The sequence below is a fragment of the Caballeronia zhejiangensis genome (assembly GCF_000698575.1).
GTDB classification, from domain to species: Bacteria; Pseudomonadota; Gammaproteobacteria; order Burkholderiales; family Burkholderiaceae; genus Caballeronia; species Caballeronia zhejiangensis.
This window is the reverse complement of the sequence record NZ_JFHD01000001.1, coordinates 392,826-413,521: the sequence shown is the minus strand read 5'-3', so window position 1 is coordinate 413,521 and position 20,696 is coordinate 392,826. Positions and strand designations below refer to the sequence as shown.

At 61.9% G+C, this 20,696-nt stretch carries 19 protein-coding genes; 8 read left to right on the top strand and 11 right to left on the bottom strand.

The annotated features are described in order from the left end of the window. Nucleotides 1–72: 72 nt before the first annotated feature. Genes BG60_RS01835 through BG60_RS01820 form a run of 4 tightly spaced genes read left to right on the top strand, consistent with a single transcriptional unit; the run spans nucleotide 73 to nucleotide 3,090 of the window. Complete coding sequence (locus BG60_RS01835) at nucleotides 73–768, top strand: ABC transporter permease (protein ID WP_008346526.1); 696 nt, start codon at nucleotides 73–75, stop codon at nucleotides 766–768. Beyond that, a complete protein-coding gene (locus tag BG60_RS01830; RefSeq protein ID WP_008346524.1) occupies nucleotides 765–1,475 on the top strand; it encodes an ABC transporter permease in 711 nt (236 codons plus the stop codon). The genes BG60_RS01835 and BG60_RS01830 overlap by 4 nt, the downstream gene beginning before the upstream one ends. Continuing rightward, nucleotides 1,472–2,269: an ABC transporter ATP-binding protein gene (locus tag BG60_RS01825; protein WP_008346522.1), complete on the top strand. Its 798-nt coding sequence runs from the start codon at nucleotides 1,472–1,474 to the stop codon at nucleotides 2,267–2,269. The genes BG60_RS01830 and BG60_RS01825 overlap by 4 nt, the downstream gene beginning before the upstream one ends. A 50-nt stretch (nucleotides 2,270–2,319) precedes the next feature. Further along, complete coding sequence (locus tag BG60_RS01820) at nucleotides 2,320–3,090, top strand: ABC transporter substrate-binding protein (protein ID WP_008346519.1); 771 nt, start codon at nucleotides 2,320–2,322, stop codon at nucleotides 3,088–3,090. 40 nt (nucleotides 3,091–3,130) lie between these two features. Here BG60_RS01820 and BG60_RS01815 read toward each other — a convergent pair whose 3' ends face one another. Next, nucleotides 3,131–4,417 carry a GAF domain-containing sensor histidine kinase gene (locus tag BG60_RS01815; RefSeq protein ID WP_235366184.1) on the bottom strand — a complete coding sequence of 429 codons (1,287 nt, stop codon included), beginning with the start codon at nucleotides 4,415–4,417 and terminating at the stop codon, nucleotides 3,131–3,133. Between the two features lie 8 nt (nucleotides 4,418–4,425). On the opposite strand from BG60_RS01815, the gene BG60_RS01810 reads away from it, so the two are divergent. The 3 genes from BG60_RS01810 to BG60_RS01800 all read left to right on the top strand — a co-directional run bounded on the left by BG60_RS01810 (nucleotide 4,426) and on the right by BG60_RS01800 (nucleotide 6,784). Beyond that, nucleotides 4,426–5,127 (top strand): hypothetical protein, encoded by a 702-nt coding sequence (locus BG60_RS01810; protein ID WP_008346515.1) that lies wholly within the window; start codon nucleotides 4,426–4,428, stop codon nucleotides 5,125–5,127. 103 nt (nucleotides 5,128–5,230) lie between these two features. After that, on the top strand, nucleotides 5,231–5,647 hold the full coding sequence (locus tag BG60_RS01805) for a CopG family transcriptional regulator (protein WP_008346513.1): 417 nt from the start codon (nucleotides 5,231–5,233) through the stop codon (nucleotides 5,645–5,647). A gap of 33 nt (nucleotides 5,648–5,680) precedes the next feature. Beyond that, the gene (locus BG60_RS01800; protein ID WP_008346510.1) at nucleotides 5,681–6,784 is read left to right on the top strand and encodes an extracellular catalytic domain type 1 short-chain-length polyhydroxyalkanoate depolymerase; all 1,104 of its coding nucleotides are present in this window, start codon (nucleotides 5,681–5,683) and stop codon (nucleotides 6,782–6,784) included. Between the two features lie 79 nt (nucleotides 6,785–6,863). On the opposite strand, the gene BG60_RS01795 is transcribed toward BG60_RS01800, so the two are convergent. Genes BG60_RS01795 through BG60_RS01780 form a run of 4 tightly spaced genes read right to left on the bottom strand, consistent with a single transcriptional unit; the run spans nucleotide 6,864 to nucleotide 10,992 of the window. Next, complete coding sequence (locus BG60_RS01795; RefSeq protein ID WP_008346508.1) at nucleotides 6,864–8,249, bottom strand: tripartite tricarboxylate transporter permease; 1,386 nt, start codon at nucleotides 8,247–8,249, stop codon at nucleotides 6,864–6,866. Then, the gene (locus BG60_RS01790; protein WP_008346506.1) at nucleotides 8,249–8,755 is read right to left on the bottom strand and encodes an HPP family protein; all 507 of its coding nucleotides are present in this window, start codon (nucleotides 8,753–8,755) and stop codon (nucleotides 8,249–8,251) included. The genes BG60_RS01795 and BG60_RS01790 overlap by 1 nt, the downstream gene beginning before the upstream one ends. A 22-nt stretch (nucleotides 8,756–8,777) precedes the next feature. Next, the gene (locus BG60_RS01785) at nucleotides 8,778–9,716 is read right to left on the bottom strand and encodes a hydroxymethylglutaryl-CoA lyase (protein WP_008346504.1); all 939 of its coding nucleotides are present in this window, start codon (nucleotides 9,714–9,716) and stop codon (nucleotides 8,778–8,780) included. Then, entirely contained in the window at nucleotides 9,709–10,992 is a 1,284-nt protein-coding gene (locus BG60_RS01780; RefSeq protein ID WP_008346501.1) for a hydroxymethylglutaryl-CoA reductase, degradative, read from the bottom strand. Before BG60_RS01780 ends, BG60_RS01785 begins: the two co-directional genes overlap by 8 nt. 176 nt (nucleotides 10,993–11,168) lie before the next feature. On the opposite strand from BG60_RS01780, the gene BG60_RS01775 reads away from it, so the two are divergent. Then, entirely contained in the window at nucleotides 11,169–12,545 is a 1,377-nt protein-coding gene (locus BG60_RS01775; protein ID WP_008346500.1) for an aminotransferase-like domain-containing protein, read from the top strand. A gap of 40 nt (nucleotides 12,546–12,585) precedes the next feature. Here BG60_RS01775 and BG60_RS01770 read toward each other — a convergent pair whose 3' ends face one another. From BG60_RS01770 to oxc, 6 genes are all read right to left on the bottom strand, one after another. Beyond that, complete coding sequence (locus BG60_RS01770; RefSeq protein WP_008346498.1) at nucleotides 12,586–13,635, bottom strand: 2-dehydropantoate 2-reductase; 1,050 nt, start codon at nucleotides 13,633–13,635, stop codon at nucleotides 12,586–12,588. Between the two features lie 16 nt (nucleotides 13,636–13,651). After that, nucleotides 13,652–15,049: a Re/Si-specific NAD(P)(+) transhydrogenase subunit beta gene (gene pntB, locus BG60_RS01765; protein ID WP_008346496.1), complete on the bottom strand. Its 1,398-nt coding sequence runs from the start codon at nucleotides 15,047–15,049 to the stop codon at nucleotides 13,652–13,654. A gap of 10 nt (nucleotides 15,050–15,059) precedes the next feature. After that, nucleotides 15,060–16,619: a Re/Si-specific NAD(P)(+) transhydrogenase subunit alpha gene (locus BG60_RS01760; RefSeq protein WP_034470162.1), complete on the bottom strand. Its 1,560-nt coding sequence runs from the start codon at nucleotides 16,617–16,619 to the stop codon at nucleotides 15,060–15,062. A gap of 272 nt (nucleotides 16,620–16,891) precedes the next feature. Next, a complete protein-coding gene (locus BG60_RS01755; protein WP_008346492.1) occupies nucleotides 16,892–17,323 on the bottom strand; it encodes a PAS domain-containing protein in 432 nt (143 codons plus the stop codon). 98 nt (nucleotides 17,324–17,421) lie between these two features. Further along, complete coding sequence (gene frc, locus BG60_RS01750; RefSeq protein ID WP_034470159.1) at nucleotides 17,422–18,675, bottom strand: formyl-CoA transferase; 1,254 nt, start codon at nucleotides 18,673–18,675, stop codon at nucleotides 17,422–17,424. Nucleotides 18,676–18,702: 27 nt separating this feature from the next. Continuing rightward, nucleotides 18,703–20,445, bottom strand: a complete 1,743-nt coding sequence (gene oxc, locus BG60_RS01745) for an oxalyl-CoA decarboxylase (RefSeq protein ID WP_034470157.1) — start codon at nucleotides 20,443–20,445, stop codon at nucleotides 18,703–18,705. Nucleotides 20,446–20,696: the final 251 nt, after the last annotated feature.

Below are 20,696 nucleotides of genomic sequence, written 5' to 3'. Positions count from 1 at the left end.
TCGGAACTTTATTGACATCGAATTTGGCATGCGCTCAAATGTGCCACATCGGACACACAAGGGACATCGTCCATGAGTTCTCTTCTACACGGATATGGCGCGCTCGTTCTCGAAGGCGCGCTGCAGACCGTGCAACTGGCGGTCTGTTCGCTGGCTCTGGCCTTCGCGATCGGCTTGCTCGGCGCCTGCGCGAAGCTGTTCGGCAGCCGATGGATCGCAAAACTGGCCCGTCTCTACACGACGATCGTGCGCGGCGCACCGGATCTCGTGCTGATGCTGCTGCTCTACTACAGCATCCAGATTCTGCTAAACGGCATCACCGAGCGTTTGCATTGGACGCAGATCGATATCAAGCCTTTCGCGGCCGGTGTGATCGTGCTGGGTCTGATCCACGGCGCGTACTTTACCGAGACGCTCCGTGGCGCTTTTCTGGCGATTCCGCGCGGGCAACTCGAATCGGGCACTTCGCTCGGCATGTCGTTCGGTCATGTCCTTGCGCATATCCTGTTTCCGCAAATGATGCGCTATGCGCTGCCGGCGCTCGGAAACAACTGGCAAGTCATCGTCAAATCGACGGCGCTCGTATCCATCATCGGACTCTCGGATGTCGTCAAAGCCGCGCAAGACGCAGGCAAGACCACCACGCACTACTTCTTTTTTATCGGCGTGGCCGCATTCGTTTATTTGCTGATCACGACAGCATCCAATCTCGTATTACGTCACCTCGAAAATCGATATGACGTCGGCGTGCGCAAGGTGAACGTATGATCGACATCTTCCGCGAATACTGGCGGCACTATCTTTATACCGACGGCTATCAGTTCACCGGATTGATCGTCACGATCTGGCTGCTGCTGTTCTCCGTCGTGCTCGGATCCGCACTGGCGGTGCCGATGGCCATCGCGCGCAGTTCCGCGAACCGTTTCGTGTCGCGCGCGGTCTGGCTTTACACCTATCTGTTTCGCGGCACACCGCTATTCGTTCAGTTACTGCTTTGCTATACGGGCGTGTTCAGCCTCGACGTGATTCGAAATCACGAGCTCACGAACGCGTTCTTTCGGGACGGAATGCATTGTTCGCTACTCGTTTTCGCATTGAATACATGCGCCTACACGACCGAGATTTTCGCCGGCGCGATCAAGGCCACGCCTGCGGGCGAGATCGAAGCCGGCGTGGCTGCGGGAATGTCGACGTTGCAGCTTTATCTGCACGTCATTCTCCCCTCCGCGCTGCGGCGCTCGTTACCGAGTTATAGCAATGAAGTCATTCTGGTCTTCCATTCGACTTCCGTTGCATTCGCCGCAACCGTGCCGGATCTGCTGAAAGTGGCGCGCGACGTGAATTCCGCGACCTATCAATCGTTCGCCGCATTCGGCATTGCGTTTCTGCTCTATTCCGCGATCACCTTTTCGCTGGTCTGGCTCTTTCGCCAGGCGGAAAACCGTTGGCTCGCTTACCTGACACCGCAAAAATGACTAACGATGTCTGCATCGATTCGTCGCGTTCACCTGAAAAAGTCGTGGTCGCCGATCTTCACAAAAGCTTCGGCACGCACGAAGTGCTGAAAGGCGTGTCGCTCAGCGCGCGCGCCGGCGACGTCATCAGCGTTCTCGGCTCGTCGGGCTCGGGCAAAAGCACGCTCTTGCGCTGCATGAACTTGCTCGAACATCCGTCGGCGGGCCGCATCTTCGTCAATCAGACGGAAATCCGCATGAAGCAGGACAGAACGGGCACGCTCAGGCCGGTCGACAAACATCAGTTGCGGCGCATACGGTCCAAGCTCGCGATGGTGTTTCAGCACTTCAACTTATGGCCGCATATGACGGTGCTCGAAAACGTGATTCATGCGCCGGTTCACGTACTCGGACTCGGTCGGCGCGAAGCCGAAGAATATGGCCGGGCCAATCTCGACAAGGTCGGTTTGGGCGTCGATATCGCCGGCCGTTACCCCGCGCATCTCTCGGGTGGCCAGCAACAGCGCGTCGCAATCGCCCGCGCACTGACGATGGATCCCGACGTTCTGCTTTTCGACGAGCCGACTTCCGCTCTCGATCCCGAACTCGTGTCCGAAGTGTTGAAGGTCATGCAGAAACTCGCGGCGGAAGGACGGACGATGATCGTGGTGACGCATGAGATGAACTTCGCCCGCAATGTTTCCAGCGAGATCATTTTTCTGCATGAAGGACGAATCGAAGAGCAAGGAAAACCGGCGGACCTGTTCGCCAATTCCGCAAGCAGCCGACTCCGAAGGTTTCTGTCCGCGGCATAGCTTTTCTTTCTCTTTATCGACAACAAGATCATCAGCCGGAGACTTCTGTAATGAAACGATTCGTGTCGACCCTGCTGTTTTGCGCGGCCGCCTTCACCTCATCGTATGCAAGCGCTCAGGATGCGTCGACGCTTCGATACGGCGTGGATCCGTCGCATCCGCCGTTTTCATCGCGCGACTCCAGCGGCAAGCTCGTCGGATTCGACATCGATCTCGGGACCGAAATCTGCAAGCGCATGCACGCAAAATGCGAATGGGTTCAGAACGACTTCGATGGCATGATTCCCGCGCTTCAGGCCAAGAAATTCGATGCCATTCTCGCGTCCATGTCGATTACCGACAAACGCAAACAGGTGATCGATTTCACATCGAGGTTATATAAGACGCCGAACAAACTGATCGTGCGTAAAGACACGAACCTCGAACCCACCGCGGAATCGCTGAAAGGAAGATCGATCGGTGTCCAGCAGGGCACCGTTCCCGAATCCTATGCGAAGGAACATTGGGCGCCCGCCGGCGCGCGCGTCGTTTCTTATCCGAATTTCGATCAGGTATTCGCGGATCTCGCCGCAGGCCGTCTCGATAGCTGCTTCACCGATGCAGCCGTCGGCGAGTACGGATTCCTGAGAACGCCGCAAGGCGCCGGTTTCAAGTTCACCGGCGGCAATGTCTATGCGAGCAACGGCGCGGGCATTGGAATCCGCAAGTCGGATATCGAACTGAAGGAAAAGATGAACAAGGCGATCGCCGACATGCTCGCCGACGGCACCTATAAACAACTCGCAGCCAGGTATTTCCAGTTCGATCCTTACGGCAGTTGAGAGGTTATCGTCTCGACGCCGGCATCAGCGGATCCCGACGTCACACTTGCCGAACGGGGATGATTGCAGTGAAACATGTGCCATCGGCGAGCGATGACGATACCTGCAGATCGCCATTGTGAGCCTGCACGATTTGCTTGCAGATGAAAAGACCGAGACCGAGACCCCCGCCTCGCGGTTGATCGGCGGGCCGCCAATATGGCTCGAACACTTTCCTGATGTCCTCGGGCGCAATGACATCGCCACCGTTCTTCACGGCGATGATCAATTTCCCGGCCTCGACTTTCCCATTTACGGTAATAGGCAAGTCCGCCGCGCCATGCGTGATTGCATTGCCTAACAGATTGGACAATAGCTGCTGCATACGAACCGAATCGCAGTGGACGGTTCCTTCAATGGCGATGCTGTCTTCTATCATCAAGCCGGGATGACCCGCCTTTGCCTCGGAAACGATATCGCGCAAAAGCTTGCCGAGATCGGGCACCGGCGCGATGTGGGCGCCCAGTCCGGCGCCCAGGCGTCCGCGCGCGAAGTCCATTACATCGTCGATCAAACCCGCCATTCGGCCGGCGACCGCCTTCAATCGCAATCCGAGTTGAGTGATCTCGGTGGTTCCACCTTTGATCGAAAGATATTCGGCAATCGAATGCACCGCTGTTAGCGGATTGCGCAGGTCATGTCCGAGAACGGCGATGAACTGCTCACGCAATTCCGCGGTCTCGCGCGCGTGCGATAGCGCAGTTGCCGACGCAGAGCGGTTTTCCTCCAGTTCGAGCTCAAGCGCGATGAGCTTGGCGTACGCCTCGAACATGCAGACCGTGCGGACATCGGACAGATAGTGCGGACGCGGATCGATCGCGCATAGATTGCCGAAGTACCGGCCGTTGGATAGAACGATCGGCACGGAGATATAACTTTGAAGGTTATAGATTCTGGCCGTGTGATGACCGCAGTAACGCGGATCGTTCCCGAAGTCATCGATGACGATCGATTCGCGCGCTTCTCGCGATTCGAAGCATAGCGTCGTCTTCAGATCGAGTTGACCGCCGACTTCCAGACCGAAGCCAATGTCGTCGTGAACGGCGCACGCTGTCCACGTATTGTCTGTCACGCGCGCGACCGCGGCGTAGCCCATCGATGTTCTTTCGCAAATCGCCTTGAGCATCGAGCCCACGGCACTCACGCGGCCGATAGCCTCGATGTCGTCCTTCAGTGCGTCAGGGCCGTCTTCCCCGGTCAAAGTTATCATGTCGAATGCTGCTGAGATGTGACAAGGCCGTATTATGCGCCGCGAACATTTCTTTTTAGCTCCGAAAGTCCTGCCCAATGCGAGACATGCTGACTTCTTTCTTCTGGAGCGGCGACGCGATCCGCAGTCGTCGCGTCAGTGACATCGTTCTATCCGGCACGCTCGATCTGCCTGCGCCTCCCGCGTCGATGCTCGCGGATTGGCAGAGAGAAACCACGAAGCGTCTCGCGCTGGAACCCGGTGATGTCGAGCCGATGCATCTCGCGCGGACGCAATTTCGCTGGCCGGACTACAAACGCTGCGTGCAGGCCATGTCCGACTGGACCGGCGCGCTGGGGCTTCCCGCGGTGCTCGACGATAGCGACATGGCGTTGATGGCCTGTCGTGGCGCCAGGTATCACCATGACGGCGAGCAGTATGGCGGCGCCGCTTTTTGCAATCTCTTCCTGAGCGAAGACAAAGGTCTGGACTTGCACTTCCCCGCTATCGGACAACGCATTGCGCTGACGAGGGGAACGGCCGTGATCTTCGATACGGTCCAGCCTCACGGCGTCATTCAGCGCGACAGCGACCGCTTCTGCGCCGCCGACTTCCCCCCGGACCACGACTTCACCCAGATTTTCCTGACGTGGGAACTTCCCATCGAAGACGCCGATACCGGAAACGCGCTGAACGTCGTCTTCGATAGCGACCGCTCGAACGCGCTGCAACTCGAGGAAGCGCAAGTCTGGCTGAACGGCTCACGAACCGCCGTGTGCCCGGAATCGGGTTGCTGGGTGCGCGTCTGAGTCGCGATCGCGTCTGCGCTAAATCGCAAAAATCATCGTTGACGCTCTCTTGAAATTCTCCTATAACCATCCACATGGATGGTAACGGGAGGTTTTTCACACTATGGCAAAAGAAGTGCCGGATCGCTCGCGAGGCAGCGAAACCGAAAAAATCACCATCAATCTCGGTCCGGTCGACTTGGGCCAGATCGATCTGCTCGTCGAGGAAGGCTTTTACTCGAACCGGACGGATCTGATCCGCACGGCCATCCGCAATCAGTTGTCGATTCATGCGCCGGCTCTGAAGGACACCGTGACGCGCCGCGAACTCGTGCTCGGCCTTCAGCATTTTTCGAAACAGGATCTCGAGGCGGCATGCGCGGCCAATCAGCGTCTGCGGATTCAGGTGCTCGGTTTGGCGAGCATTGCCATGGACGTCTCCCCCGAACTCGCGCTGGCAGCGATCGACTCGATTCTGGTTCGAGGCGCGCTCCATGCGTCACCGGCAGTCAAGGCCGCATTGGCGGATCGAATCCGCTGATGCGCCTGACGCCTTCCCGCTAACGGAATGAACATGAAACTCAACGAAGGTTTTTTGGACTCGATGAAAGAGGCATTCGCGCTCTTTCGCAGCAACGATCCCGCCGCGGCCGCGGAAATCGTCAAACGCGCCATGCGCGGCGAACGGACGGACACGGCAACCGCGCACCCTAACCCGCAGGACGACACGACGACCGCGCGATTCGCCGATCTCTTGCAACCCCGGCGCCACGCCGGCAAGACGCGGACTGATGCGGACGTGCAGGATCGCGGGCACTTCAGCACGCGTCGTTATGTCGGCGCCGCCGGTCAACGCGATTACAAGGTCTACGTTCCCGCTCATTCACGTCGCGATCCTTTACCGCTGATCGTCATGCTGCACGGCTGCACCCAGGACGCCGACGACTTCGCATCCGGCACGCGGATGAACGCGCTCGCCGAAACGCACGGCTTTATCGTCGCTTATCCAATCCAGCCGCAGAACGCGAATACGTCGAAATGCTGGAACTGGTTCAGGCACGGCGACCAGCAGCGCGACCACGGCGAGCCGTCGCTGATCGCGGGCATCACGCGAGAGGTGATGGCCGATCACGACGTCGATCCGAAACGCGTCTTCGTTGCGGGGCTTTCGGCCGGCGGCGCAATGGCGGCGATCGTGGCGCAAACCTATCCCGACCTTTACGCGGCAGCAGGCATTCACTCGGGCCTGCCCGTGGGATGCGCGCACGACTTGCCATCGGCGCTGGCGGCCATGCGCGGTGGCAAGGCCCGATCCAAGGCGCGCAAAGCCGGCCGGGCGGACATTCATCACGCGCAGGCGTCGCAATGCCCGCTGATCGTCTTTCACGGCGATGCCGATGCTACCGTGCATCCTTCGAACGCCAACGAACTGGTACGCGAGTTTTCTGCGAGCGAAGCGGCACCCGCCCGCGCGTCGAGCGGTGACGGCCGGGCGCGCAAACATACGGTCCGGCACATGACGTCGCAAGCCGGGGTGGATGCAGAACTCTGGATCATCCACGGCGCGCCGCATGCGTGGTCCGGTGGCTCGTCAAGCGGAAGCTATACCGATCCGTCCGGCCCCGACGCCAGTGCCGAAATGCTGCGATTCTTTCTCGAACATCCGCGCCGGCAGTGAGCGGTCGCCTTTGCGCCCTCGATCGGCGGCGTCCGACCGGTTGCCGCCGGTCGGATAACGAAACGCAGCGCGCACCGCGTCACGCGCCAAAGGCCTTCGTCAAAGCCGGCACGCTCAACACCGCCGTGTAATAGCCCATGAACTGCACGCCGGTATTGAAGCCGAAGTTGCGCGACAGCAATCCGCCGAGCAAGCCCACGCTCAGAATCACGAGCAGACCGAGCAGTTGCCCTTCCCACACGCTGATTACGACGATCAGACCGACGAACGTCGCGATGATCGCCTCGTGACTCAGCTTCCTCGCGACGAACGACGCCGCGCGATGCGCGTAGTTCATCGACAGCGGATACGCGACGAGCGCCGCGAGCACGACCGCGAGCAAGCCGAAGCCGAGGAACTGCCACGTCGTCATCAACGTATGCAGATTGTTGATGTGGCCCGTCGCCGTATCGACGAAAAAGCGCGGCGGCGCGTTGAATAGCGGCGCGGCCGGTCCCGCCGCGACAGGACTCAGCGGCAGACCGAACGCGATCAGCGGAATCAGCGCTTCGGCGATGTAAGTCGCTTCGGTCACGCCGTTGCGCGCGGAGATCACCGTCGTCAGGCGATGATACGCATGCTTCACACGCGAGCCGACGAGTTCGCCGAGCACGACCGTCATCGCGACCGGGCTGAACACGAATGTCGCGCTCGATATCGCCGCGGTGGCCGTGACCCAGCCGCGTTGCTGGCCGTCCAGCACTTTCATCGGATTGGGGAAGTAGCCGCTCCAGCCCTTCACGTCGGGCGCGAGCGAGAACGTGCGGACGCGTTCGCGGCGCATGCGGGCGCGATCGGCGGGCGAGAGTATCGAGAACAGATCGGCGATGAGCGGCCCGATCGCGATGCCGAGGAAGTAGCTCACCGAGAGCTTCACGCCGTATTTGCCCGTGAGCGCCTGAAGACCGACGATCACCAGCACGAACGGCACGAGCAGAAACACCGAGGCCCATCGTCCCGACGAAAAGAACGCAATGGCGACCGATGCCGCGAGAAACACCCACGGCGCGGCCTTCGTGATGACCGGCCCGAACGGCGCGAGCAGCACGGCGAACAGCACCGCGAGCGGCACGGCGACGAACGCCGCGACGATCGCGCCCGAGATCATCTTGCGCAGGGCGATATGCGGCACGCCGAGGTTGCGCAGCATCGTCGCTTGCTGCAGCAGGGGCGTGGCGAGCGTGTCGCCGGGAATGCCGAGCAAGGCGGTCGGAATCGCGTGCGTCATGTGCTTCGAAACCGCGCCCGCCATGAAGAACGAAAACACGCCGACGGGCGGCACGCCGAGCAGCACGACGAGCAAGGTGAGCGGCGCGAGCGTCGTGGTTTCATCGGTGCCCGAAATGAGGCCGATGCCGGAGAACACGATCGCGCCGATGAGTCCCATGCCGAGCGCGACGAGCAGTTGAGTGACGAACGGTTCCATCAGCGCGCTCCTTCGCGTTGTTCATCGCGTTGTTCATCGCGTTGTTCATCGCGTTGTTCATATTCGGCGAAAAGCTCGTACAAACCGAGCTCCTTCATTTCCGCGACGACCGAAGGCGGCAGGTCCGCGACGCGCCCGAGTCCGCCCGCTTCGTTCGCGAGCTGCTTCAGCACTTCCTCGCGGCCCGCCGCGCCGTGCGCTTCCTCGACCACTTCGCGCTTCGGCTTGAAGAGCTTCGCGCAGACCACGCCCGCGATCAGGCATCCGGCGAGGCCGACGAGCATCGCGTAAGCGCGGGCCATCGCGGCATCGGGCACATAAGCGGCGAGCACGCGATTCGCGATGGCGAACGCGCCGTAGCTGATCGCGATGCCGAGCACGACCGACCACGCGAGATGCCGCGTATCGACGGTATCGCCCCATATTTCGACGAGCTGATACTCCGTCGTTTCGGCGCTTTGCGAGAGCGCCCGGCCGCGCTCGTGCGCGGCGAGTTGCTGTTCCATGTCTCCTCCTTGAATGGAGTGATCAGATGCACTGCTCTTCTTGTCGCTGACGCTTGGCCTCGAGTGCGCGCGCCACGCGCGATGACGTTTCGCGCTTCAATGCCGTCGAAATGAATGCGCCCGCTTGCACAAGTCCGTTCAGATCGACGCCCGTCTCGATGCCCATGCCCTCGCACAAATAGACGATGTCCTCCGTTGCGGCGTTGCCCGTCGCGCCCGGCGAATACGGACATCCGCCGATGCCCGATACCGAGCCATCGAACACCGCGACGCCGCGTTGCAGCGCCGCGTGCACGTTCGCGGCGGCCATGCCCCACGTATCGTGGAAGTGACCGGCGAGCGCATCGACGGGAATGTGTTCGATGCACGCGTCGAGCATCGCCTGGGTTTTTCGCGGCGTGCCCGCGCCGATGGTATCGCCGAGACTGATCTCGTAGCAGCCCATGTCGAAGAGCTTCCTTGCGACGCGCGCGACGGCTTGCGGCGCAATCTCGCCTTCGAACGGGCATCCGAGCACGCAGGATACATAGCCGCGAATGCGTACGTTCGCCTCGCGCGCCGCCGCGATCACCGGTTCGAAGCGCGCGATGCTTTCGTCGATCGAACAGTTGATGTTCTTCTGCGAGAACGATTCGGATGCCGCCGCGAAGACCGCGATTTCATCGACATGCGATGCGAGCGCGGCGTCGAGGCCCTTCATGTTCGGCACGAGCGCGGCGAGCGTCGTGTGCGTGGCGCGCGCCTTGTCGCGCACGCGTTCGAGCACGTGCGCGCCATCGGCCATTTGCGGCACCCATTTCGGCGATACGAACGAGGCCGCTTCGACATAGCGCACGCCCGCATCGATCAGGCGCTCGATGAGTTCGGCCTTCACATCGGCCGATACGTGCGACGGTTCGTTCTGCAAGCCATCGCGCGGACCGACTTCGACGATGCGTACGCGCTTTGGCAGCTCATTCATCGCGCGGCCCTTGCAGAAGACTCATGCCGTAATCGACGCTCACGTTGCGCGCGGCGACCATCTTCTTCACGACCCAGTCGATATCCGTGCCACTCGCGCCCGCTGCCAGCGCGATGTTGCGCGCGTGCAGCGCCATGTGGCCGCGCTGGATGCCCTCCGTCGAGAGCGCACGCAACGCGCCCATGTTCTGCGCGAGACCGACCGCGACCGCGATCTCGCCGAGTTCCTGCGCCGAGCCCACGTTCATGATCTTCAACGCGAGACGCGCGAGCGGATGCGTCTTCGTCGCGCCGCCGACGAGTCCGACGGGCATCGGCATTTCGATCGTGCCGACGAGGTCGCCGTCGTTCGCCACTTCCCACGTCGTCAGCGACGTATAGCGCCCGCCGCGGCTCGCGTACGCGTGCGCGCCCGCCTCGACCGCGCGCCAGTCGTTGCCCGTCGCGACGATCACCGGATCGATCCCGTTCATGATGCCCTTGTTGTGCGTGGCGGCGCGGTACGGATCGATCGCCGCGAACAGATACGCATCGACGACGCCGGCGATCACGTCCTCGCCCGCGTATTCCTTCGTTTGCAGCGTGGCCGCACTGTAGCGAACCTGCGCGCGCGCGAGGCGCAGATCCGCGAGATTCGACAGGATGCGCAGACGCACCTTGCCGCCCGTGATTTCCTCCATGCGGCCCGCGACGGTTTCGGCCATCGTGTTGACGGTGTTCGCGCCCATTGCGTCGCGCACGTCGACGATCAGATGCGCGACGATCATCGCGCCGCGCGGCGTGTCCGGAAACACGTGCACTTCGATGTCGCGGCAGCCGCCGCCGAGACCGATCAGCACCTTGTCGCGCGCGTTCGCCATTTCGATCAGCTCGTCGCGATGCTTGAGAATCGCAAGCCGCGCGCCATACGGGTCCGACACGCCGACGATCTGCACTTGTGCGCGCATCAACGGCCCGGTGCTGGAGGTGCGAAAGCCGCCCGCCTCGCGCGAGAGCTTCGCCATGAACGACGCCGCGGCGACGATCGACGGCTCTTCGACCGCCATCGGCACCAGCACGTCGCGGCCGTTGATCTGGAAGTAGCCCGCCACCGCCATCGGCAATTCGAACGTGCCGACGACGTTTTCGATCATGCCGTTCGCGGTTTCGAGCGGCAGCGCGCCGGGTTTCGCGAGGAGCGCGTGCTCGGCGTCGTCGAGGTCCGCTGCCTGCGCGATGTGCGAGAGGCGTTGCGCGGGCGACATCGCGCGGAAGTTCGGCAACTTCGAATCGATCATGTGTCTTCCTCTTCTGTCTGGATGTGTGTCGTGAGTGTTCGCTTTCGATGCTTGCAGCAACGCACCGGGTGAGCGAATAATAGGCTGACTGTACCCATTTCAAAGGTACAATTCCGACAAACAGTGACCTTGCTGTACCCATGACAGCAGGATCATTTTCAGAACAGGTCGATACGATGCGGCATGAGAAGCCGAGCCTGTCTGCGACACTCGCGGACAATCTCGCCAGACAGATCACCGAAGGTGTGCTGCGCGCGGGCGACAAACTCCCGTCGATCAGGGAATACGCTGAGGCGAACGGCTGCGCAAAAAACACCGTCATCAGCGCGTTCGACATGCTGACGGCGAACGGTCTCATCGAGCCGCGACGCGGCGCGGGCTTTTACGTCGCGAGCGTGGCGAAGCCGCAGCAGCATGACGAAGATGCGCCGACGCTCGATCGCGCGATGGATTCGGTCTGGCTCATGCGCGAACAGTTGCAGAGCAAGCCGGACTTTCTCAATCTCGGTGAGGGATTTCCGCCCGTCGCATGGCTCGAAGAGACGCGGCTCGATCACTTCCACCAGCGCGTGGTGCGAACCGGTGTCGCGTCGCTGTTTCGTTACGGCAGCCGCTTCGGCTATCTGCCCTTGCGTCAGCATCTGCAGCAAAAGCTCGCCGGCTATGAGATCGAAGCCGCGCCGCAACAGATCGTCCTCACGCACGGCGCGAATCAGGCGATGGACATGGTCGTGCGTTACTTCGTGCGCCCGGGCGACACCGTGCTCGTCGACGATCCCGGCTATTACGCGCTGTTCGGCAAGCTGAAGCTGTCGGGCGCGAATATCGTCGGCGTGCCGCGCGCGGTCGACGGGCCGGATATCGCGGCGCTGGAGGAGCGGCTGAAAACGCATCGGCCGCGGCTCTTCTTCACGCAATCGGTCGGACATAATCCGACCGCGACGGACATCAGCGCGGCGAAGGCGCACCGCGTTCTGCAACTGGCGGAAGCGCACGATCTGATCGTCGTCGAGAACGACGCCCTCGCCGATCTCAAGCCGCGCTCGGCGACGCGCATCAGCGCGCTGGATCAATTGCGGCGCACGATTTATATCGGCAGCTTTTCGAAGTCGGTGTCGGCGGCGCTGCGCGTGGGCTTTCTCGCCTGCGATGCCGATCTCGCCAGCGATCTCGCCGACGTGAAGATGCTCACGCACGTAAGCAGCAGCGAATACTGCGAGCGCACGCTCGATGCGATCGTCGGCGACGGACACTTTCTGCGTCACACGAACCGCTTGCAGGACCGCCTCAAACGCGCGACGGCGACGGGCGTCGAAGCGTTGACGCGTCTTGGCGCGACCATCTTCAAGGTCAGCGATCAGAGTCTTTATCTATGGGCGCGTTTGCCCGGGCACGACGATTCGATAGCGTTCGCGAAGGAGATGCTCGGCAAGCACGTGATCCTCGCGCCGGGGACGATTTTTTCCGCGCACGCGAACATCGTTTCGCCGTGGTTTCGCTTCAATGTCGCGTATCTCGGCGACCCGCGATTCTCGAACGCACTCGCGCCTTGAAACGTCGGGCACGCCTGCCCGACGTGTCGCTACGCTGCAATTACGCGCTGGCTACTGCTGCCAAGCCCGTCCGCGAAGACTTCTCGGCCACGGGGGTCGATTGTCCCGCCGATTGAAGCGAAGGCTCCGCCATCTGTCCTCGCAGCTTGATGAGCGCGAGCACCGTATCGATCGTCGGTGTCGCCTGCCCGACGAGACGCCCCATTTCCTGGACGACGGTAAGGAGCGGATCGATTTCCATCGGCCGGTTGGCCTCGAGATCCTGGAGCATCGACGTCTTGTGCGCGCCGACCGCACCCGCACCGTCGATACGTCTTTCGACATCGACACGGAAATGCACGTCGAAGCGATCCGCGATCGCTTTCGCCTCCAGCATCATCGCTTTCGACACGGCGCGCGTGGCCGGATTGCTCGTAATGACATCGAGCGTTGCATGAGTCAATGCGCTGATCGGATTGAAGCAGAGGTTGCCCCAGAGCTTCAGCCAGATTTCATCGCGAATACGCTCCCGAATGGGCGCATCCAGATCCGCCGCGCTCATGATTTCATGCAGCTTCTGAACGCGCTCGCTGCGCGCTCCATTCGGTTCGCCGATGGGGAACTTCTTGCCGTACACATGGCGGATCACGCCCGGCGCGACGACTTCCGCCGCCGGATACACGACACAACCGATCGCACGCTCCGGTCCGAGCGCGTTCCATTGCTTCGCGCCGGGATCGATGCTGTCGAGCGTGGAGCCTTCCAGCTCGCCGCCATGCTTGTAGAAGTACCAGTACGGAATGCCGTTGACGGCCGTGACGATAGCCGTCTCTGGTCCGAGCAAAGTCTGGATCTGGCCGACGACGCCCGGCACCGAATGCGCTTTCAACGCGATGATCACGTAGTCTTGCGGACCCAGCTCGCGCGGATCCGACGCGCATCTGACCTTGACGACACGTTCCCCGCCATCGATTTGCAGCCGTACACCGTTTTCCTGCATCGCCGCGAGATGCGGACCACGCGCAACGAAGCTCACGTCCGCGCCCGCCGACGCCAGTTGCGCGCCCATATATGCACCGATCGCTCCGGCGCCATACACACAGATCTTCATCGTTTAAACCCCTATCTCAAGCGCCAAGATGACTGAGCAACGCATCGACACTGCCCTTCGCATCGCCGAAGAGCATCCGCGTGTTTTCCTTATAGAAGAGCGGATTGTCGACGCCGGCGTAGCCTGCCGCCATGCTTCGTTTGGACACGACCACGGTGCGCGCCTTCCACACTTCGAGCACGGGCATCCCGGCGATGGGACTGCCCGGATCCTCCAGCGCGCCAGGATTCACGATGTCGTTTGCGCCGATCACCAGCACGACATCCGTGTTGGAAAAGTCGTCGTTGATTTCGTCCATCTCCAGGACGATGTCGTAGGGCACCTTCGCCTCCGCGAGCAGCACGTTCATGTGCCCCGGCAAGCGGCCCGCCACCGGATGAATGCCGAATCGCACGTTCACGCCCTTGCTGCGCAGCTTCTTCGTGATCTCGCTGATCGTCGCCTGAGCCTGCGCGACCGCCATGCCGTAACCGGGCACGATGACGACTTCCGACGCATCGCGCAGCAGCGAGCCGACTTCATCGACCGTGACCGGCGCGACTTCACCCTCGATCGTCTTCGAAGCGGTCGAGGTCGCCGTGCCGAATCCGCCGAGAATCACGGAGAGGAACTTGCGGTTCATCGCGCGGCACATGATGTAGCTCAGAATCGCTCCGCTCGACCCGACCAGCGCGCCGGTCACGATCAGCAGATCGTTGCTCAACATGAAACCCGTCGCGGCGGCGGCCCAGCCCGAATAGCTGTTCAGCATCGACACGACCACCGGCATGTCCGCGCCGCCGATCGCCATCACCAGATGCACGCCGATCAGCGCGGCGATGACGGTCATCGTCAAGAGCGAGCTGATGCCCACATCGGCGTCGGGCGCTGTCAGGAACACATAGCCGAGCGCGATGCACGCGAACACGCCGACGAGATTCAGCGTGTGCCGCATCGGCAGCAGCAACGGCTTGCCGCCTACCACGCCCTGCAACTTCAGAAACGCGGCGATGGACCCCGTGAACGTTACCGCGCCGATGAACACGCCGAGATAGATCTCCACGTTGTGGACCGACTGCGCCGCGCTGTCCGATTCCGCGCCGGCTGCCGGCGACAGGTAGCTCGCAATGGCGACCAGCACGGCCGCGAGGCCCACGAAGCTATGCAATGCCGCGACGAGTTGCGGCATTTGCGTCATCTCGACGCGCCGCGCGAGGATCGCGCCGCCCGCGATGCCGATCGCCATCAGCGCGGCGACGGCCGGCAGCGCTTCCCCGCCGTTGAGCCAGAGCGTGGTGACGATCGCGATCGCCATGCCGGCGACGCCATAGAGATTGCCGCGCCGCGCCGTCGATGGATGACTGAGCCCGCGCAGGCTCAGGATGAACAGCACACTCGCCGCCAGATAGGCGATGCTTCCGATTCCAGTTTGCATGTCGATCTCCTTAGCGCTGGAACATGTTCAACATGCGTTGAGTGACGAGAAAGCCGCCAGCGATATTGATTGTCGCGACGAGGATCGCGAGGCCCGCGAGAATCGCGACCAGATGATCCGGCGTGCCGACCTGCAGCAGCGCCCCCGTCACGATGATTCCGCTGACCGCGTTGGTCACGCTCATCAGCGGCGTGTGCAAGGCGGGCGTCACATTCCACACGACCTGAAAGCCGACGAAGATCGCCAGCACGAACACCGTGAAGTGCGCGACGAACGCAGGCGGCGCAACGGCGCCGAGCGCGGCAAGCAACGCAGCCGCGATGACGAGCCCGGCCACGCCGATCCATCCCGCGCGACGCTTCTGTTCGATGGTCACGGCAATCGTTGCAGCGGGCTTTGCGGCAGCGGGCGGCGCAATCGCGGGCTCCGGCTTCTTGGGCGGCGGCCATTTCACCTCGCCGCGCAGCACGACGGTGACGCCGCGCATCACTTCGTCATCGGTATCGAGCGTGATTTCGCCGTTCTTCTGCGGCGTCAGATCGGTCAGAAGATGCCGCAGGTTGGTGCCGTACAACTGGCTCGATTGCGTTGCCATGCGCGATGGCAGATCCGTATAGCCGACGATCGTGACGCCTTCGATCGATGCCGCCTCGCCCGGCCGCGTCAGCTCGCAGTTGCCGCCCTGCTCCGCCGCCATGTCGACGATCACGCTGCCTTGGCGCATGCTGCGCACCATGTCGGCGGTGATCAGTTTCGGCGCGGGCTTGCCCGGAATCAGCGCGGTCGTCACGATGACGTCGACGTCTTTTGCCTGCGCGGCGAACAGCGCCATTTCAGCCGCGATGAATTCGGCGCTCATCTCTTTCGCGTAGCCGCCGCTGCCGCTGCCGTCCTCGACGTAGTCCAGTTCGAGAAACTCGGCGCCCATGCTTTCCACCTGCTGCCGCACTTCGGGCCGCGTATCGAAAGCACGGACGATCGCGCCGAGACTGCGCGCCGCGCCGATCGCCGCCAGTCCCGCGACGCCCGCGCCGATCACCATCACTTTCGCGGGCGCGATCTTGCCCGCCGCCGTGATCTGTCCCATGAAGCCGCGGCCGAACTGGTGCGCCGCTTCGATGACCGCGCGATAGCCCGCCATGTTGGCCATCGAACTCAAAGCATCGAGCTTTTGAGCGCGCGAGATGCGCGGCACGCAGTCCATCGCGAGCACGGTGACGTTGCGCGCAGAGAGGCGCGTCAACAACGCTTCGTTCTGCGCCGGCCAGATGAAACTGATGAGCGTCGATCCTTCGCGCAGCAACTCGACTTCATCGCCCACGGGCGCAATGGAAGGCGCACGCACTTTCACGACGATATGCGCGTCCGCACAGAGCGACGGCGCATTCTCCACGATTCGCGCACCCGCAGCGCGATAGGCATCGTCGGAGAATGCGGCAAGCTCGCCCGCGCCGGCCTCGACGCTCACTTCAAATCCGAGCTTCAGCAGATGCCCGACTACTTCCGGCGTCAACGCGACACGACGCTCCCCGGGAAAGCGTTCCCGTGGCACAGCAATCATCATTGGCATGACTAAATTCCCAATCGACGGTTTCAATTCTTCAGTGGCGCGCGCCTGCATTCGGCTGGCGAGCATGCCAAACCTCGCATCAGCGAGAAAGCTGGCGCGAGTTACGAATAATGGTCAGTGTCTGGTCGGTCAGCCGCGTATACGGGCATCGAGCGAAGCGGCCGGTGGGATGGGTGGCCGCTTCGTCCTTGAGCTGCGTTCATGCGCCTTTTGTTGCGCGGACGCGAGCCGTTATCTCTATGGTGCTTTTTATACTTTGAATCGCTGAATCATCAGGCGTCGACTTTCGCCTCCAGTTCGGCGATACGCTTGCGGAGCGCACGCTCTTCCTGAAACCGCGCCGTTTCATCGCGGATGATCGCGACGATACCGGTCAGCTCGCCTTGCGGCGAATGCAGCAGCGCGACGGTGAACGCTATCGACATCGCGCGTCCGGCCTTATCGACGGCGGGAACCTTGAGCAGATCGTGCCCATAGCGCGTCTCGCCGGTCGCCATCGTCTTGTGATAGCCGTCCCAATGACGACCGCGCAGGCGCTCCGGAATGATCAGATCGAGCGACTGCCCCAAAGCTTCGCTCTGGGTGAAGCCGAACATGCGTTGCGCCGCCGGATTCCATAGCGTAATCGCGCCGCTCGCATCCGAAACGATCACGGCATCGCCGATCGCATTGACGAGTTGTTCGTAGTCGATCGTGGGGGTCATTGTGTCGTCCATGCTTGGGTATCGATCGAGACTGATTTCTGAAGGGCCGCTGCCGTCTTGGGCTTTCGTGGACGGCAGCGGTTACCTTTTCAAGCGCGTCAGACAGCTCGCGCTTCCTTCATTTGCGCTACCTGCTCCTTGCTATAGCCGAGTTCGAGCAGCACTTCTTCGGTATGTTCGCCGAGCAGCGGCGAGCCCGTGATCTCCGGCTTCAGGTCCGAGAACTTGATCGGGCTGCCGACCGTGAGATATTTGCCGCGCACCTTGTGATCGATCTCGACGATGGAACCGCTCGCACGCAACGACGGATCGTTCGCGAGTTCCTTCATCGTCAGCACCGGCGCGCACGGAATATCGAACTTGCGCAGGATATCGACCGCTTCGAACTTGGTCTTGTCGGCGAGCCATTCTTCGATCTTGCCGAAGATATCGAAAATATGCGGCTGGCGCGCTTCGGCCGTCATGTAGTCCGGGTCCTCGATCCATTGCTCCTTGCCGATTGCGCGGCAGATCGGCGCCCACGCGTGCCCCTGAATGGTGAAGTAGATGTAGGCGTTCGGATCGGTTTCCCAGCCCTTGCACTTGAGCACCCAACCCGGCTGACCGCCGCCGCCCGCATTGCCGCCGCGCGGCACGACGTCGCTGAACGTGCCGTGCGGATACTGCGGATATTCCTCGAGATAGCCGACGCGATCGAGACGCTGCTGATCGCGCAGCTTCACGCGGCACAGATTGAGCACGCTGTCCTGCATCGACACGGCGACTTTCTGTCCCTTGCCCGTTTGCTGGCGGCCGATGATCGCCGTGAGAATGCCGATCGCGAGGTGCATGCCGGTGTTGCTGTCGCCGAGCGCCGCCGCGCTGATGGTCGGCGGGCCGTCCCAGAAGCCCGTCGTCGATGCCGCGCCGCCCGCGCATTGCGCGACGTTTTCGTAGACCTTCAGATCGTCGTAGTGATGGCCGTCGCTGAAGCCCTTGACGGACGCCACGATCATCTTCGGATTCAGCTTGCTGATGTTCTCCCAGGAGAAGCCCATCCGGTCCAGCGCGCCCGGCCCGAAATTCTCGACCAGCACGTCCGATTCCTTGATGAGCTTCGTGAGCACTTCCTTGCCTTCGGGCTGCTTCGTATCGAGCGTCAACGAGCGCTTGTTGCTGTTGAGCATCGTGAAGTACAGCGCATCCGCATCCGGAATGTCGCGCAGCTGGTTACGCGTGACGTCGCCGGAACCGGGACGCTCGACCTTGATGACATCGGCGCCGAACCAGGCCAGCATCTGCGTGCATGCGGGACCCGCCTGAACGTGCGTGAAGTCGATGATCTTGATGCCTTCGAGTGGTTTCTTGCTCACGAATTTCTCCTGGGTGGCTAGTCTTGGTTACTTTTTCGATGCCGCGCTTTGCGGGTTCAGATTCGTCAGGCGACCGCTCTCCGTGCCGGCCGTTTCGTCGATCACTGCGTTGATGAGCGTCGGCTTGCCCGACTTGATCGCTTCTTCGAGCGCATGCGTGAGCTCTTCGGGCGTCGTCGCGTTGTAGCCGATGCCGCCGAATGCCTCGATCATCTTGTCGTAGCGTGCGTTCTTCACGAACACGGTCGGCGCGACGTCCTTGCCGCCGGTCGGATTCACATCGGTGCCGCGATACACGCCGTTGTTGTTGAACACGATGGTGCAGACGGGCAAGTCGTATCGGCAGATGGTTTCGAGTTCCATGCCGCTGAAGCCGAACGCGCTATCGCCTTCGATCGCGACGACCTGCTTGCCGCTCGTCACCGCGGCGCCGATCGAGAAGCCCATGCCGATGCCCATGATTCCCCACGTTCCGGAATCGAAGCGCTTGCGCGGCTCGTACATGTCGATGATGCTGCGCGCATAGTCGAGCGTATTCGCGCCTTCGTTGACGACGTTGATGTCCGGGCGCGTCTTCAACACGTCGCGAATGGCGCGCAGCGCGCTGTGGAAGTTCATCGGCGACGGATTCTTCGCGAGCGTCGCGGCCATCTTCTCCAGGTTCTTGTTCTTGCGCTCGTTGATCGCGCCCGTCCATTCGACGGACGGCTTCGGGTACTCCGCGCCGATGCCCTCGACGAGCGCCGCCACGCACGAGCCGATGTCGCCGATCAGTGGTGCGGCGATCGCGACATTGCTGTCGATTTCGGTCGGCGAGATATCGATCTGCACGAACTTCTTCGGCGCCGAGCCCCACGTCTTGCCCTTGCCATGCGCGAGCAGCCAGTTCAGACGCGCGCCGATCAGCACGACGCAGTCCGCTTCCTGCAGCACGAACGACCGCGCAGCCGACGCCGATTGCGCATGCGTGTCCGGCAGCAGGCCCTTGGCCATCGACATCGGCAGATACGGCATGCCGCTCTTCTCCACCAGTTCGCGAATCTGCGCGTCGGCCTGCGCATACGCTGCGCCCTTGCCCAGCAGGATCAGCGGACGCTTCGCACCCTTGATGACGTCGAGCGCGCGCTTCACCGAATCCGGCGACGGCAACTGACGCGGCGCGGCATCGACCACCTTGATGAGCGATTGCTGGCCCTTGAGCGCGTCCATCGTCTGCGACAGCAGCTTGGCGGGCAGATCGAGATACACGCCGCCCGGACGGCCCGACACGGCCGCGCGGATCGCACGCGCGATGCCGATGCCGATGTCCTCCGCATGCAGCACGCGATAGGCGGCCTTCGCATACGGCTTCGCCGCGTTCAGCTGATCCATCTCTTCGTAATCGCCCTGCTGCAGATCGACGATTTCACGCTCGCTCGAACCGCTGATCAGGATCATCGGGAAGCAATTGGTGGTCGCGTTGGCGAGCGCCGTGAGTCCGTTCAGGAAGCCCGGTGCCGACACCGTCAGGCAGATGCCCGGCTTCTGCGTCATGTAGCCCGCGATCGCGGCTGCGTTGCCCGCATGCTGCTCATGGCGAAAGCCGATGAAACGCATGCCTTCGGCCTGAGCGAGTCGCGCGAGGTCGGTGATGGGAATCCCGACGAGGCCGAAGATCGTATCGATGTCGTTCAGCTTCAACGCGTCGATGACGAGATGGAAACCGTCGGTCAATTGCGGCGCCTGAACTTCGGCGGCTTCCTGTGTTCTTGCCTCGAGTACGTCTGCCATTTGTCTCCCCCAGAGGGCCGGTTATGTTGGTGATATACTAGATATTAGATACAGAATTTGTCAAAGCTTAGTTTGCTGTTCGGGATCGGGATGAACCCTTAGATGAGATGTTTCGGTGTCAAGGCGCTGACGATCATCAGATCAGGCGCGGCACTGCTAAAAAAAGAAAGGCCGCGGACATCTGTCACGCGGCCTTTCTTTTTTCAAATCGAATGCGCAGCTCTTGCGGAGGACGCGCGACAGCGTGCGCT